Source organism: Sphingomonas sp. Leaf407, assembly GCF_001425385.1.
Taxonomy (GTDB): domain Bacteria; phylum Pseudomonadota; class Alphaproteobacteria; order Sphingomonadales; family Sphingomonadaceae; genus Sphingomonas.
In genome coordinates this window covers 101,228-118,797 of the sequence record NZ_LMQO01000002.1, presented here as the reverse complement: position 1 = coordinate 118,797, position 17,570 = coordinate 101,228, and the positions used below count along the sequence as shown (strand labels likewise).

Below are 17,570 nucleotides of genomic sequence, written 5' to 3'. Positions count from 1 at the left end.
AGATTTCCCCCTGCCAAAGCTGAATGTCGATCCGCCCTAAAACCCGAGCTTCGCCTTCAGGCGCAGGTTCTGGACCGTCGTCGTCCTGCCCCATTCCGCGCGATAGCCTGCATCGACCGAGAAACGCTCGGCGCGCACCAGCGTCAGGTCGACGCCCGCCGCCCATCCGGTCCGGTCGAAGCCCGAGCGGATCATGGCCGGCGCGGCGCTGGCGTCCGCGCCGAGCAAACGGAACGGAGCGGCATAGCTCGACTTGTCGTGCAGCACCGCCGCACCATTGGCCGAGAGTTGCACCCCGTCGCTCAGCTTCACGCCCAGCGTCACGCCCGGTGTCGCCGTGGCGATCCAGTCGCGATGGCGCACTGCCTGCACACCAAGGCCGAGCAGGCCCTTCTCCGCGAACTCGCCCTGGCCCAGCCCGACATAGGACAGGTTCAGTTCGGGCCGTGCGAACACCCGGCCCGCCGTCAGCGTGTAGGCGGCGTTGGCGTTGAACGCGACATAGTCGTTGCGGACGCGCGACTGACCGACCGCATCGACGAACACCGTCTGGCGCCGGTCGATGTCGCCGCGTTGCAGGCCACCCGCGACGCCCAGCGACACCGCGCCCTGCGCGTCGCCGCCGATCGCACGGCGGACCGCGACACCGGCATGGACGGCGTTCCAGTCGCCGTGCGCGCGACCGCCGCCGACGTCCAGCCGCCCGCTGTCGTCATAGCCGACCGCCCCGGCCAGCGCCCAGGCTTCCGCGAAGGGCAGTTCGAACCCGGCGCGCAGATGCGCATTGTCGTCCTGCGCGATCGTGGAATCGCCGGCCTTGTCGTTGCGGTCGTACTGGTTCCGCTCGACCCGGCCCCAGACGCACCGCGTACCCGCGGCGAGCGCGTCGCAGCCGGACAGATGGCCGGCAAAGGTGCGGGCGGCGGCGAACTGGACCAGCCCCGGCGCCAGCAGCGGTTCGGGGTCGAGTTCGGCCATGATCCGCTGATAGGTTGCCTCCTGCCCGGCCCCCAGATTGCCGAGCAGCGCCATCAGCCGGCCGATGCCCGCCGCATTGCCGACGGTCAGCGCGGAGTCGAGCGACCGCCCGATCGCCTGCTGGTTGGCGGTCAGGAACGACAGGCCGAAATTGCTGGTGAGGCCGAGCTTGATGCCCTGCGCATCGGCGATCGTGCGATAATCGATCGCCAGCGTGTCGGGGATCGACAGTCCGTTGTCGACCCCGCCGCCCGCCGCCGCCCACAACAGCACCGGCGCGCTGTTTTCCAGCCAGGTGAGCGTGATGCCAGCGGTGCCGTTCACGCTCGCCCGCCCGGTCATGTCGAACCGGTCCGACGCATAGGGGCCGAACGCGACGTCGAACGTCGTGTTGCCCGTCTTCGTCTGGACGAAATCGCCATCGAGCGCGACCTGGCTGATGACCCGCGTACCGTTCAGCAGGTCGGTCTTCGCATCGGCCACCGTCCGCACCGGCTGGGTCGCCCCGGCGAGCAGGTCGACGGGGTAGGCACTGGCCGACAGGCCGAGGTTGATCTGCCCGGCGTTGGTAAAGGTGCCGCTGCTGCCGGCCCCGTCGCGCAGGTCGATCGTGTCGAGCGTGACCAGCGTCGCGCCGGCCGCATTCTCCAGCGCGTTGGTGCCGCCGCCGAGCGTGAAGTTGCCGATCGCCATGCCGGTGTTGACCACCCGGTCGTTGCCGGCACCGCCGACGACGGCAAGGCCCGACACCGCCGACAGCGTCCCTGCGCTGCGCACGACATTGTTCGCACCGCCCGCAAGGCGGATCGCCGCGCCCGTGCCGCTGCCGCCGCGAACGTTGCCGGAGGTCGTGACGAGGATGTCGCCCGCCCCCTGCGACCCCATGCTCTGCGCGACGATCGCGGTCGAATCGACGCCCACCGCCATCACCGATCCCTGCACGTCGAGCGTGAGCGCACCGGCCGAACCGACGCCGCCCGCCGACCCGGCGAAGCTGTCGCCGATCAGGCCGCCGCCGCCGCCGAGGCTCTGCGCGACGATGCCGAACGCGCGGTCGCCCCCGGCGATCACGTCGCCCTTCTGCGTCACGGCGATCGTGCCGCCATTGCCGCTGTTGGCCGCCGACAGCGTCGCCGCCGTGCGCGCGAAAGCACCCGAGACGATGCCGCCGCCGCCGCCGATCGACTGCACGACCATGCCGTGCGCGCCGGTGCCCTGCGCCGTGACGGCACCGGTGTTGGCGACGCGGATCGCACCCCCCGAACCCCCGGCCCCGTTGACGCCGCCGACGATCAGCGATGTCGGCTGCAACCCGTCGAGCGACACCGATCCGCCGCCGGCCCCGATCGACTGGACGATCAGGCCATGGGCCTGTGCGCCCTGCGTCGCGAAGCCGCCGTTGAACGTCACGTCGACCACGCCGCCATCGTTGCGCGCGCCGCCGTTCGCGCCGAGCGAGACGATCGCAGCGGCGATCGGCGTCGAGGTCACGGCTGCCGCCGCCCCGCTGGCCGGCGTCATCGCCACCCGCCCGATCGCGGAACCGCCGCCGCCGCCGATCGACTGGATCAGCGCGCCATGCGACAGCGCCTGCGTCGTCGCGACGATGCCGTTCTGCGTCCGGGTAATGGCCCCGCCCGACGACCCCGACGTGCCGACCCCGCCCAGCCCGAAGCGGACGCTGTCGATCAGCGTCGCATCCTCGGTCGTGACGTTGACCAGCGCCGATCCGCCGCCGCCGCCGATCGTCTGCACCATGATGCCGGGCGTCGCCGCGCCGGTGGTCACGACGTCGCCGGTCTGCGTCGACACGATGTCCGCGCCCGAACCGTCGGTGCTGTTCTTCGCCCCCAGCCCGATCGCGTAGATCATCTGCGCGCTGAACGTCTCGGGCGTGGCGGCCGCGAGCCGCGCCAGTGCGTCGCCGGGGACGGACGCGGTCGCCGTGGCGGCGAGCGGCACGACCGCCTTGACCAGATTGCCCTCGATGGTCAGCGCACCGCCGCCGCTCCCCACGGAGATTTCGGTGATGCCCGCGCCGTAATCGCCGGCAGTGCGGACCGTGCCGGTATTACTGACCGTCACCTTGCCCGCGTTCATCGACGCGACCCCATCGGCACCGAGGCGCGTGGCGACGATGACCGGCGTGACCTTCCGGTTGACCGGTTCGCCCGCGACCAGATTGGGGATGCCGTCCAGTTCGCCGAGCGGCGGAATGGCGACGCCCGGAATCGCGACGCCGACGCTCGGCAGTTGCAGGTCGGCGAGCGAGAAATGCGTGCCGCCGCCGCCGCCGTTGATGCTTTGCGCGACGATCGCCTTTGCGCCCGCGCCGGTGACGGTGATGTCGCCGCTGTTCTCGACGAACACCTCGCCGCCCTTGCCCGACCCGCCGCCGCCGACCGCGCCGACCGTCAAGGCCAGCAGGTTGGAGGCAACCAGCGTGCGAACCTCTCCGGTCAGGCCGACCGCGAGGCCGGCATTGCCGCCGCCGCCGCCGATCGACTGGGCGACGATGCCGTCGGCGCGCGCGCCGGTGGTGAAAATCTGCCCGGTGTTGACGACGCGGACCGTGCCGCCGTCGTTGCCGGTGCCGCCGATCCCGCCGAGCGCGAGGATCGGTGCCCGCTTGGTCGCGCCGCCCCAGAAGCCGTTGGTCGCCACGGTGACGCCACCGTTGCCGCCGCCCCCGCCGATCGACTGGGCAAGGATGCCATGCGATTCGACACCGTCGGTATAGATGCGCCCGCTGTTCTCGACGGTAACGCTGCCACCGAGGTTGCCGTCGCCGCCCGCGCCGCCAAGGCTGAGCCCCGCCGAAACGCTGTCGGCGCCGGCCGAACCGAACAGCAGCGACAGGACCGACGATCCGTTGCCGCCACCGCCGCCCAGGCTCTGCGCGAAGATGCCGTGCGCCTTGGCACCGCTGGTGGTGATCGTCCCTTCGTTGATCGTCGCGCCGGCGACGTTGGCGACGCGCACCGTGCCACCTGAACCGCCCGAGCCGCCCGAACCGCCGATCGCCACCTGGACGACGGTCGCGTCGCCGCTGCCCGCACCGATCTTGGTGATGTTGCCGACCGACCCGGCATTGCCGCCGCCGCCGCCGATCGAATTGGCGCCGATACCGTGCGACCCTTCGCCGGCGGTGCGGATCAGGCCGTAGTTGGCCACATCGACCCGACCCGCCGCATTGCCCGCCCCGCCGCTGCCGCCCAGCATCAGGCTGAACGACTTCAGTTCGGTGCCCGACGCCTTCTGTACCATGTACGCGGCACCGCCCGACCCGCCACCGCCGCCGATCGACTGGGCGCGAATGCCCAGGCTGTCGTCGGCCGTGGTCGACAATTGTCCGAAATTGTCCACCTGCACATCGCCCGCGACCGCGCCGGACCCGCCGCTGCCGCCGACGGTCACACCCACCGTCGCAAAGGTCTTGCCGGCAGGCGCCTCGCCCTGCCGCAACGTCGCGGCGGCCCCGGCGATACCGCCGCCGCCGCCGATCGACTGGGCGAAGATCGCATCGCCGCTCACCCCCGTCGTCACGATCGTGCCGAGATTGCGGACCGACACCTTCTGACCGCGCGAACCGCCGCCACCGCCGCCGCCCAGCGCCAGCGAGACGCTCTGCGCCTGTCCCCGGCCCAGCACCGACGCGCTGCCACCGACGCCGCCGTCGCCACCGATCGATTGCGCGAGGATACCGCGCGCGTTCCGGCCGCTGGTGACGATGTCCGCACGATTGTCGACATCGACCGTGCCGGCCAGGCCGCCCGCGCCGCCCTCCAGCCCGACCGACAGCGCGAAGCCCTGCTTGATCGCGGTATCGCCCGATCCATCCTTCGCCTCGCCGCCGACCACCGACGTACCGCTCAGGCCGCCCGCGCCACCAATCGACTGGGCGACGATGCCGTTGCTGTCGTTCCCGTCGACGACCAGCAGCCCGCTGGCCGTGACCGCGACATTGCCCGCGCGACCGCCCCGGCCGCCCTGACGGCCGATGCCGATCGACAGCAGGTTGTCGGCACCCACGACCGCACCGGTATTGAGCGCGACGTTCCCGCCGCCGCCCGCCATCGACTGCGCGACGATTGCGCTCGAACTGTTGCCCTTCGTCTGGATCGTGCCGTCATGGCGGACGGTCACGGTGTTCGACGTTCCGGCGTCGCCCGCCGCCCCGCCGACGGCAACGGCAAGGCCGTTGATCGTCGACGACTTGCCCGAATCGGGGGCACCCTTCGCCGCCTTCACGACGAGGATGCCCAGATTGACCGCGGCGTTGCCGCCGCCCTTGCCGATCGACTGGGCGAGGATGCCTTCGCTGGCCGCGCCGTTGGTCTGGATCGAACCGACATGGACGACGTTCACCCGCCCGGCATCGCCCGACGTGGCGCCGTCCCCGCCGACCTGGAACAGACCGCCGAACGACGTCCGCTCGGCGGGCGTCTGCGCGAAGCCGAGCGACAGGTTGGTCGCGGCGCTGCCGCCACCGCCGCCGATCGACTGGGCGACGAGCCCGGTCGAGGCGATGCCAAAGGTGTTGATGAGCGACCGGCTGATCGATCCGTCCTCGCGCAGCCCGCGAATGACGGTGACGTCGCCCGCGTCGCCGCCAACATCGCCGCTGCCGCCCACCGCGACGACCAGCGGGCTGTTCTTGAACGCGACCGTGCCGACGAAGTTGAAGCCGCCGTTGCCGCCACCGCCGCCGATCGACTGCGCCTTGATGCCGGTCGACATGCCCTGCTCGGCCCCGGCCGACAGCACGGCATTATTCTTGTCGTCGACCGTGACGACCGTGTTCATCAGGATGTCGCCGGTGCTTTCCACCCGGACGTCGCCCGCCTTGCTGCCGCGCCCGCCGCTGCCGCCGACGCCGATCGCGGCGGTGAAGGAATCGGACTGGCTGTTCCCGCCCTGGAGGCTGATCGCCGAGACGAAGCTCATGCCGCCGTTGCCGCCGCCGCCGGCGATGCTCTGCGCCAGCACGCCGGTGGAATTGAAGCCGTTCACGACGACCTGCCCGTGCTGATACGCCGTCACGTCGCCCGACGAATTGCCGACGCCGCCATCGCCGCCCATGCCGAACACGATGACCGGTTCGCGCCGAAGCGTTTTGAGACCGCCCGAGATGTTGATGCCGCCATTGCCGCCGCCGCCGCCCAGCGACTGCACCGCCAGCCCGCTCGACTGATAGCCGGTGGCGAACAGATCGGCATCGACCCGCGCGACGACCGCACGGCCGAAACCGCCACCGCTGCCGCTGCCGCCGATCCCGGCGACCACTTGCCCCTCGGTCGTGATCCCGCCCGAGACGTTCAACGCGCCGTCACCGCCGCCGCCGCCGATCGACGCGACATAGATCGCCGATTTCTGGTCGCCCGTGCCCTGCACCTGGATGCGCGGCCCCGATATTGCGCCGATGGTCGCGGTCACGTCGCCGGCATCGCCGCCCGCCCCGCCGAACCCGCCGATGCCCAGCACCAGCGCGCTGGCGTTGCCGTCCCCCTTGCTCGGCGCCAGCGCGATGCCGCCGCTGATGTTGATGCCGCCCGAACCGCCACCACCGCCGACCGACTTGACGACGATCCCGCTCGATCCGTTGCGCAAACTGGTCCTGGCACCGAAATCGACCACCTGGTCATCGGCCAGCGTCAGGTCCTCGGGATAGAAGGGCGTCGCCGCGTCGCTGCCCGCCGCCCACACGCTGTCGCGAATGGTGGCGTCGACCTTGCCGGCATTACCGCCAGCACCACCAAAGCCACCCACGCCGATCACGACGCTGGTGCCTTCGCCGTCGAGCGTGCCCGAAATACCGCCCGACACGTTCATGCCGCCCCGGCCGCCACCGCCGCCGATCGACTGCGCGACCACCCCGTCGGACGATGCCTTTTGCGTCACCGTCTGTCCGGTGCGGGTCAGCGTCACGTCGCCCGACGTGCCGCCGTCGCCACCGAAGCCGCCCACGCCCATCGCGACGCTGGTGCCCGCGCCCTTCGACGAGATCGCCAGCGTGCCGGACACGTTGATGCCGCCATCGCCGCCGCCGCCGCCCAGGCTGGTGGCGACCACGCCGGCCGCGCCGACGCCGTCGGTCCGGTACAGGCCGTCGACGCTCGCCGTCACCCGCTTCGCATCGCCGCCGCCGCCGCCGAAGCCACCGACGCCGATCCCGACCGAGGTGGAGCTGGAATCGCCCACCGAAACGCTGACGCCGCCGGTGACGTTCATCGCCCCGACCCCGCCGGCCCCGCCAAGGCTGAGGAACAGCGCGCCATACGCGCCGGCCCCGCTGGTCGACACCGACCCGCGCGTCGTCGCATCGACCGTTCCGGCATCGCCGCCGGTGCCGCCGAAGCCGCCCACGCCGATGCCGATATTGCCCGTGCCGCCCTTGCCGATGGCGACGCCGCCGGTGATGTTCATCCCGCCGGCACCGCCGCCGCCGCCCTGCGACTGGACGAGCAGGCCGTGCGCTTGCGCGCCGCTGGTCGTGATGCTGCCCAGCATCCGCGCGACCACGTTGCCGGCATCGCCACCGCCGCCGCCGAACCCGCCGAAGCCAAGGCCGAACGTGCCCGCCGCCGATGTGCCCATCGTCAGGCTGACGCCGCCGGTGACGTTGAAGCCGCCGATCCCGCCCGCGCCGCCGATGCTCTGGATCGCCGCGCCATAGGCATTGTTCCCGGTCGTCACGATGCCGCTGACCAGCGTAGCGTCGACCGTGCCGGCGTTGCCGCCCGCGCCGCCGAACCCGCCGACGCCGATCATGATATTGCCCGCGCCACCGCTCTTGGTGGCCGCCAGTCCGCCCGACACGTTGAAGCCGCCATTGCCGCCACCGCCGCCGACCGACTGGATCAGCGCGCCGCCGGCATCGACGCCGCCGGTCGCGATGTCGCCGTGGATGCGCGCCTTCACCGCACCGCCCACACCGGCGATACCGCCCGATCCACCCATGCCGAAGCCGAGATTGCCGGCGTCGTCCTTGGCGATCGCGACGCCGGCCGACACGTTGAAGCTGCCGTTGCCGCCCCCGCCGCCCAGCGACTGCGCGACGATCGCGGTCGATCCGTCGCCCGCCGTCGCCGCCGCGACCAGCGCGTTGGTCGGGTCGCTGCTGTGCTGGTTCACGTCCAGCGTCACGCTGCCGGCATCGCCGCCGCTGCCGCCCGATCCGCCGACGCCGATCGTGACGTTGCCCGCGCCGCTCTTGGCGAGCGCGATGCTGCCCGCCACATTGAAGCTGCCGTTGCCGCCGCCGCCGCCGACCGACTGGGCGAGGATGCCGATGCTGCCAGCCCCCGCCGTGGTCGTCCGGCCGGTGATGTCGCCGATGACGCTGCCGGCATCGCCGCCGCCGCCACCCGATCCGCCGATACCGATCGCAAGGCCGCCCGCGCCGGTCGCCGCGCCGCTGATCTGGCCGCTGATATTGAACGCGCCGTCACCGCCGCCGCCGCCCAGCGACTGGACGACGATGCCGCGCGATCCCGCGCCGGTCGTGTTGGCCGCGAACAGGTCCAGCCCGGGGACGATCACCCCCGAATTGACGCGCACCGCGGCATCGCCACCCTTGCCGCCGCCGCCGCCCGATCCGCCGACGCCCATCACGCCTGCGCCAGCACCCTTGCCGGCGAAGGACAGCGCGCCCGACACGTTGAAGCCGCCATTGCCGCCGCCGCCGCCGACCGACTGCACGACGATCGCATCGCTGCCCGCGCCGCGCGTGATCGTCTGTCCGGTGATCGATGCGGTCGCGAGGCCGCCGTCGCTCGCCTTGCCGCCCGATCCGCCCACGCCGAACGCGACGCCACCCGCGCCGGTGCCGGCGATCTGCACGATGCCGCTGATGTTGAACGCGCCATTGCCGCCGCCGCCGCCCATCGACTGCACCACGACGCCGCGCGCCTGATCGCCCGAGGTCAGCGCCGCGACCAGATCGCGCCGGCTGTCGCGGACCGTGGCGTTGATGATCGCCGATGCCGCCCCCGCCGCACCGCCGTCACCGCCCGACCCGCCGACGCCGATCGCCACCGTGCCGGCCCCCTTGCCGGCCAGCGAGATGCCGCCCGCCACGTTGAACGCACCGTCACCGCCGCCACCGCCGATCGATTGCGCCAGCACCGCGTCGCTCTTGAAGCCCTGCGTCAGCGTCGCGCCCTGCACGACCAGCGTCGCCCGGTCGCCCTTGCCGCCGCCGCCGCCCGAACCGCCGACCCCGATCGCGAGGCCGCCCGCGCCCTGGCCCGCGGCATTGAGCTGTCCGGTGACGTTGAACCCGCCGGTGCCGCCGCCGCCGCCCAGCGACTGCGCGACGATACCGCGCGACTCGCTGCCCTGCGTCGATGCCGCGATTAGGCCGTCAGACGGATCGACGATCCCGTAGTTGACCAGCAGGTCGACGGTGCTGCCATCGCCGCCCCTGCCACCGCTGCCGCCCATGCCGAAGCCGAAATTGCCGGCCCCCTGTTTGGCGATGGCGATGCCGCCGGTGATGTTCATCGCGCCCGACCCGCCGCCGCCGCCGACCGATTGCGCCAGCACCGCGTCGCTCGCCTTGCCGCTCGTCGCCGTCCGGCCGCTGATCGCCGCCGCCACCGCGCCGCCGCTGCCGCCGCCGCCGCCCGATCCGCCGATGCCGATGCCGATCGCCGCCGCGCCCTGTCCGGCAAGGCTCAGCCCGCCGGTAACGTTGAAGCCGCCGGTGCCACCGCCGCCGCCGATCGATTGGGCCAGCACACCGCCCGAACGGTCGCCGCCAGTGACGGCCGCCGCCACGTCGGTGTTGGTCGTGATCCCGGTGTTCAGCCGCAGGTCGACCGCGCCGGCATTGCCGCCGCCGCCGCCCGATCCGCCGATGCCGACGCCGATCGCCGCCGATCCGCCGCCCGCCAGCGCGATGCTGCCCGCGACGTTGAACCCGCCGCTGCCACCGCCGCCGCCGACCGACTGCGCCACCACGCCATGGCTGTCGGCCCCCAGCGTCTGCGTCATTCCCTGTACCGACAGGTCGACCGCCTTGCCGTCGCCGCCATCACCGCCGGCACCACCGATGCCAACTGCCACCGCCACGCCCAGCGCCGACGCGCCCGACAGTGCGCCGGACACGTTGAAGCCGCCATTGCCGCCGCCGCCGCCCAGCGACTGCGCAACGATGCCGCGCGACCCATCGCGTTCGGTCGATGCCGCAACCAGCGTAACGGCGGGCACGGCCACGCCCTGGTTGACGCCCAGCCGGACCGCGCCGGCATCGCCGCCGCCGCCGCCCGATCCGCCGATGCCGATCGCGACCGATCCCGATCCCCCCGCCGACAACGCCACGCCGGCCGCGACGTTGAAACCGCCCGAACCGCCACCGCCGCCAATCGATTGCGCAACCAGCGCGTCGCTGCCCGCGCCGGCCGTCGCCGTTCGCCCGGTCACGGTCGCGTCGATCCGTGCGCCGTCCCCGCCGCCGCCGCCCGATCCGCCGATGCCGAACGAGGCCGCTCCGGCCCCGCCCGAACCGATCGCGATCCCGCCGCTGACGTTGAACGCACCGCCGCCGCCACCGCCGCCCAGCGACTGGATCACGACGCCGCGCGATCCCGATGCCTGCGTCGTCGCGGCGAACAGCGCCGCATCGCTCGCATCGGCTCCGTCGTTCAATCGCAGGCGCACCGCGCCCGCCTGACCGCCCTTGCCGCCCGACCCGCCGATGCCGACGCTGCCGGTGCCGCCCACGCCGCCCGCGCCGATCGCCAGCGCGCCCGACACGTTGAAATCGCCATTGCCGCCGCCGCCGCCCAGCGACTGGATGACCACCGCGTCGCTGTTGACGCCGGTGGTCAGCGTCCGCCCCCGGATGGTGGCGTCGACCGAATAATCCTGATCGCGCAGCGCCATGCCCGGCGTCTCCGCGCCCGCCTTTCCGGCATCGCCGCCGTCACCACCCGATCCGCCGATGCCGACGCTCACCGCACCCGCGCCGCCGCCGCTCAGGCTGACGGCCGCACTGACGTTGAAGCCGCCGTTGCCGCCACCGCCGCCCAGCGATTGCGCGACGATCCCGCGCGATCCTTCGCCGGCCGTCGCCGCCGCGATCAACGTCGTCGCGGGGTTTGCCGCCGCCGCGTTGACGGCCAGCGTGACGCTCTCGCCCGAACCGCCCTTGCCGCCCGCGCCGCCGACGCCGACACTGACCGCCGCGTCACCGCCGCCGGCCAGCGCCAGCGTGCCCGAGATGTTGAACGCACCGTTGCCGCCGCCGCCGCCGACCGACTGCGCGATCACCGCGTCGCTCTTGGCCCCTTGCGTCGTCGTCCGGCCGCTGACCTTGGCGACGACCGCGCCCGATCCGGCACCGTCGCCGCCGATGCCGCCGACCCCGACCGCGATCGTCGCGCCGCCCGCGCCCGACAGCGTCGCGCCGCCGGTCACGTTGAAGCCGCCATTGCCGCCGCCGCCGCCGACCGATTGCGCGACGATGCCGCGCGACCCGTCGCCGACGGTCGTTGCGGCGACCAGCGCAGGATCACCCGCCGTCGCGTCTTCGTTGACCTCCAGCCGGACGGTGCCGCCGGCCCCGCCGCCGCCGCCCGCACCGCCGACGCCGAAGCCGATTGCCACCGCCGTCGTGCCGCCCGCCGCGATGCCGCCGGTGACGTTAAACGCGCCGTTGCCGCCACCGCCGCCCAGCGACTGCGCGACGATGCCATCGCTGTTCTTGCCACCGGTCACCGCCTCGCCCGTCACGCGCAGCGTGGTCGCCGCCGCGCCGCCACCGCCGCCGCCCGATCCGCCAAGGCCGAAGTTGAACGCGCCCGCGCCCATGCCGCCCGCTGCCAGCCCGCCCGCGATGTTGAACCCGCCGACGCCACCGCCACCACCGACCGATTGGGCGATCACGGCATGCGACATATCACGCTTGGTCGATACGCTGCCGATCACCGTCGCATCGACGACACCCCCGGCACCGCCGCCGCCGCCCGACCCGCCAAGGCCGACGCCGACCGCAGCACTTTGCCCCACGCCGATCGCGATCCCTGCGCCGATGTTGATTCCGCCGGTGCCGCCCGCCCCGCCGACCGACTGGGCGACGAACCCACTGGACTTCAGCCCCGCGGTCGTCACCGAATGGCCGACGGCGGTGACGGCGCCGCCGTCGCCGCCGCCACCGCCCGCGCCGCCGAAGCCGATCCCGATGCCGATGCCCGCCGTACCCGTCAGCGCCACGGCCGCCGCGACATTCAGGCCGCCGGCCCCGCCGCCGCCGCCGGTCGACTGGACCAGCACGCCGGTAGAATTGTCCCCCTGCGTCGTCACGGTCTGGTCGGCATAGCCCTCGACCTTACCGCCCTTGCCGCCCTTGCCGCCCGATCCGCCGAAGCCGAGCGAGAAACCGCCGCCGATCGCCGCGCTCGCCGTGATTCCGGCCGCGACGTTCAGCGCGCCGTTACCGCCGCCGCCACCGACGCTCTGCACCACCAGCCCCGACGAATCGGCATTGTAGGTCGCGATCGTCCCGCTGCTGCGACCGGTGACGATGCCGCCATCGCCGCCCAGCCCGCCCGCACCGCCGAAGCCGATCGACGCGCCGCCCGCCAGCGTGCCCGCCGCCGTCAGGTTGCCGCTGATGTTATAGCCGCCGTTGCCGCCGCCGCCGCCGGCCGACTGGACCAGCACGCCGGTCGATCGCTCACCGCGCGTCACCACGCCGCCGCCGACCGTGCCCTTGACCTCGCCGCCGCTGCCGCCACCAGCCCCGGCGCCGCCCAGACCGATCGCCACGCCGATCGCGACACGCCCGCCGCCGGCGATCGCGCCCGAGGTATTGGCCCCGCCGTTGCCGCCGCCACCGCCGACCGACTGGATGACGGCACCCGCCGAATCGCTGCCCGACCCGTCGACGTTGCCGGTGGCGATCGAGCCGTCGTACACGACGTCGACATCGCCGCCCGCGCCGCCGCCAGCACCGGTGCCACCCATGCCGAACGCGACGCCCAGCGCCGCGATCGATCCTGCCGCAACCGCGCTGGAGATGTTGTAGCCGCCGTTGCCGCCGCCGCCGCCGACCGACTGCGCCAGCAGCCCGGTCGAGAACATGCCCTGCGTGACGATCGATCCGCCGGTGGTCAGTTTGACGAAGCCGCCATCGCCGCCGCCGGCCCCCGATCCGCCGATGCCGACCGCGATCGCCGCGCCGTCGGCAGGCGTGACCGCGGTCGCGATCGAATAGCCGCCCGCCCCGCCGCCGCCGCCGACCGACTGCGCGTAAAAGCCTTCGCTGTTCGCGCCGGCGGTGAAGATGCGGACGTCGCCGGTGCCGCGCACCTCGCCGCCATCGCCGCCGCCCGATCCCGATCCGCCCAGCGCGACGCTGACCGCGCCGATGATGCCGCCGGTCGCCTGTACCGCGAAGCCGCCCGAACCGCCGCCACCGCCGACCGATTGCAGGAACACGCCGCGCGACCGCTCGCCCGCCGTCGTGATCGTCGGGTCGAGCAGCGTGGCGACGCCGCCGACGTCGATCGACTGTTGCGCGAAATTCAGCGTGGCGGTGCCGCCATCGCCGGCACCCGCGCCCGATCCGCCGATCGCGACGCCGGCGAACAGGCTGAGCGACGTGCTCGACCCGCCGTTTCCGCCGCCGCCACCGACCGACTGGGCGAACAGGCCGTGCGAATCATCGCCCCGGGTGACGATGCTGCCCGAACTGTCGACGGTGACGATGCCGCCACTGCCGCCACCGCCGCCCGACCCGCCGATCGCCAGCAGCATCGCGAAGCCGGTATCGCCGTCGATGCCGGTCGTCCCACCCTCGCCACCGCCGCCGCCGATCGATTGCGCCAGAATGCCGTGCGAACGGTTCCGGTTGGTCGTGATCGCGCCGCTGTTGCCGACGGTGACGTCGCCGCCCTGACTCGCCTTGCTGCCGCTGCCGCCAATTGCGGCCAGCCCCGACCCGTCGCCGCCGGTGCCGCCGCCACCACCGACCGACTGGGCGAGGATGCCGCGCGACAATTGTCCCCATGTCTGGATTTCGCCGGCATTGCGGACCGACACCGCACCGCCGATGCCGCCGCCGCCGCCCGATCCGCCCATCGCCACGACGCCGCCCGACGACGCGCCCGCGCCGCCGCCGCCGCCGACCGACTGGGCGAAGATACCGTCCGCGCCCAGCCCGCGCGTCGTGACGCTGCTCGCCTTCGTCGTCTCGACCCGGACCGTCTGGCCGTTGCCGGCGATCCCGCCGCTGCCGCCAAGCGCTACGACCCCGCCCGATGCCAGCGCGTTGCCGCCGCCACCGCCGACCGACTGGGCGAAGATGCCGCGCGCGTCGGTGCCGTCGCCATCCTTGCCGGTGACGATCGTCGCGCCCGACACGACGTCGACCATGCCGCCATTGCCGCCGACGCCGCCGGTCCCGCCCATGGTGAACACGCCGCCGGTCCCGAAGGCGGTGCCGCCCATCCCGCCGACCGATTGGGCAAAGACGCCGTACGCGCCTTCGCCACTGGTTTCGACATAGGCCCCGTCGTCCAGCGAGACCTTGGCCGTGCCGCCCGATCCGGCGGTGCCGCCGCTCGCGCCGAACGACACGATGCCCCCGGCGATCGCGCCGAGGCCGCCGCCGCCGCCGATCGACTGGCTCGACACGCCGAACGCGAAGTCGCCCGTCGTCACGATGACGCTGCCGGCCCCCGCGCTCGCCTCGGCCGTGCCGCCGTTGCCCGCCCCGCCGCCATCGCCGCCGAACGCGACCAGCCCGCCACCCGCGCCGGCATTGCCGCCGACGCCGCCGACCGACTGCGCCAGCACACCGTGCGCGGCTTCGCCGGCGGTGCGGATCCGCCCTTCGTTGCGGGCATAGGCGTTGCCGCCGTTACCGCCGACGCCGCCCTTGCCGCCGATCCCGACGATGCCATAGCTTTCGCCGCCGGTCCCGGCGCTGCCGCCCATGCTCTGCACGACCATGCCGGCCGCGCCCTTGCCATAGGTGAAAATGTCGCCGTAATTGTACCCCGACGCGACGCCGCCACTGGCCGCCGTCCCACCGCCGCCGCCGGTGCAACCGATATAGCAGCCGCCGCCCGACCCCGCCCGGCCCGCCGTGCTCTGCACCAGCATGCCATGGCTGTTCTCGCCATTGGTGACGACGTCGACGTAATTGTTGCCGCGAACCGTGCCGCCCGCACCCGCAGCACCACCCTGCGCCGCCGGGATGGTGCCATAGGCGGTGCCGCCCTCGCCGCCATTGCCGCCGGTGCTGACGATCGCGATGCCCGGACGCTTGTTGGCGATGGTGGTGACATCGCCATTGGTCGCATCGACCGTCGCGACGAACGTCGGGCCCGCCGCGCCGGCACCGCCGGGCTTGGGATCATAGGCGATCCGCGCGCAGCCGAGCGCCCCGAAGCACACCTCGACGCCGCCGCCATCGCGACCGTTGCCGCCATTGCCGCCCTGCCGGATGTCGGAGAACTGGCCGCGTTCACCCGTCGCCCTGGGCAATGTGAAACTGGTGGCGGAACCCTGGCCACCGCCCGCTGCGGGCGGCGTGTAGTTAACCGGTTTGACGACGGCGGTGGTCGACACCACGTCCGCCGCATCCTTGAGCGTGACGCCGGTGACGCGGCCATCGGTCAGCGACACGGCGGTCACGGTGTATGTCACCGTCTTGGTGCCCGTCGGCGTCGTGCTGGTATCGGGCACCGTCGCGGTAAAGACGTCGCCGACCGCCTGTGCCAGCAGGATGACGTTGTTCTTGTCGGTGCGGACCGAATGGTCGCCGATCAGCTCGATCACCGTTTCGGTGGTGCCCGTCTCCGGGTTGACGACCGAATCGCCCAATACCGGGGCGGCATAGGCGAATGCGGGCGCCGCACCGACGGTTGCCGCCGCCACGCCGCCCAGCGTCAGCGGCGCCAGTTGGCGCAGCAGCCGCTGCAATCGCCTGGCCTGCGTGGCGTTGCCGGAACGGACGTGACCCTGCCGGACGGGACCGGGCGTTCCCAACGCCTGATCCAGCCGTTCCAGCGCGGCCGCAAGCCGTCCGTCATCGTCCGCCAGCGACGGGCGGAGCAGGACGAGTTCGCGGCGGGCCAGCGACCGTTCGGCCGCCGTCAGTTTCGCGAAATCGAACTGGTCCATGAAGCGTTCGAGAACAACGGCGACTGCCGCCCGCGACACGGTGCGTTCCGAAATCATACTCTACCCCCGATACCCCGGCAGGATGATCGCCGTCGAACGAAACCCGTCATTCGCGAAGCAACATCGCCCTAATCCATCACCCATATCCGGTAGGGGCAAATTGACAATCGGCGTCGTGTTCCAAAAAATCGTTACGTCAGAGCATTTTGGAACAGTTGGGACGGCCGGCAATTCCATACGGGATTCTGTGTCGGACCATATCGGACACAATCGCCGGCATCATTTGCCAGGAACCCGCAAATCCCGATTTTTGCGCGTTGCAACATTGGCTTCCGAAGTAAAAGCCGTGGCACGGATAGCTTGCCCGGACCCGTTACTCGAACGATGACACGCGACGCGCAACAATACCGGGTCCGCAATGCACGATGATTCTCACGCCACGATCCCGAAGATCGTCATGGATTCCTCGGTTCTGCCGGAGGCCGAGCAGTTCGCCTATTGGGCGGCGCACTCGCGCGGCGCACGGTTGCGACCGCTTGCGCCGGGACCGTTTCTGGCGCGCGGCGATCTGTGGGACCTCGGCGGGTTGCAGATCACGCTGGTCGAGGTCGATCCGTTCGTGGCGATCCGCGATCAGATGCTCGTCAACGCGGTCGATGCCGATTATCTGCAACTCGTCCAGTTGCTCGAAGGCTCGATCACGTTCGAATCCGATGGCGAGACGACGCTCTTGGAAGCGCCCGTCTCCTTCCTGCGCGACTATGGCCGGCCCAGCACCGCGACCTCGACCCGTATCCGCTGCCTGATCCTGTATTTCGCGCGCGATTTCCTAGAGGAAACGGTCGGGCCGATCGACTTTCAGGGTGCGCTCGCCCCCGTTCCCGACCTGATGTTGCTTCAGACCATCGCGACCCGGATGATCCGGTTCTTTCCGGCGGCATCGGCCGACAGCGCGCCGCTCTATGCGACGATCCTGCGCGATCTTGCCGCCGCCGCGCTGCTGCGCGCCGGCATCCACCGGCGCACCGACCAGTTGTCGCTGCTCGCCATGGCGAAAAACTATGTCGCGGCGCAACCGCCCGGCACCTTGTCGGTCGCGGGCATCACCGCCGCGCTCGGCATCTCGCGCTCGGTCGTCTATCGGTTGTTCGAGCGGGACGGCGGACTGCTCGCCTATGACCGGATGCGCCGCCTGCGGGCGGTCCACCGGGCGATGTCCAATCCGCTGAACGGCAGCACCCTGGTCGAGCTGGCCGCACGCTACGGCTTTCGCGATCAGGCAGCACTTTCCCGAAGCTTTCGCAAGGCGTTCGGATCGGCACCAAGCGACCTGGGCCACGGCCACGCCGCGATCCTGTCGTCGACGGCCAGTGCCATACCCGACCGGATCCGACACGCGCTCGACAGTATCGATTAGCGGGGTTCAGCCATGCGACCGCATCGGCAGCAACCCCGCC

Annotated in this window: 2 protein-coding genes; one reads left to right on the top strand and one right to left on the bottom strand. The window is 72.2% G+C overall.

Going from position 1 to position 17,570, the window contains the following annotated elements:
• Positions 1–36: 36 nt before the first annotated feature.
• The gene (locus tag ASG37_RS06985; RefSeq protein WP_055757591.1) at positions 37–16,170 is read right to left on the bottom strand and encodes an autotransporter outer membrane beta-barrel domain-containing protein; all 16,134 of its coding nucleotides are present in this window, start codon (positions 16,168–16,170) and stop codon (positions 37–39) included.
• A 361-nt stretch (positions 16,171–16,531) separates the two neighbouring features.
• Here ASG37_RS06985 and ASG37_RS06980 point away from each other — a divergent pair, with 361 nt between their 5' ends.
• Positions 16,532–17,530 (top strand): AraC family transcriptional regulator, encoded by a 999-nt coding sequence (locus ASG37_RS06980; RefSeq protein WP_055757589.1) that lies wholly within the window; start codon positions 16,532–16,534, stop codon positions 17,528–17,530.
• The last annotated feature ends 40 nt before the right edge of the window (positions 17,531–17,570 follow it).

Bases quoted from the DNA above. Each gene is read 5' to 3' on its own strand.
- ASG37_RS06985 (WP_055757591.1), bottom strand. From the start codon at position 16,170: ATGATTTCGGAACGCACCGTGTCGCGGGCGGCAGTCGCCGTTGTTCTC.
- ASG37_RS06980 (WP_055757589.1), top strand. From the start codon at position 16,532: ATGCACGATGATTCTCACGCCACGATCCCGAAGATCGTCATGGATTCC.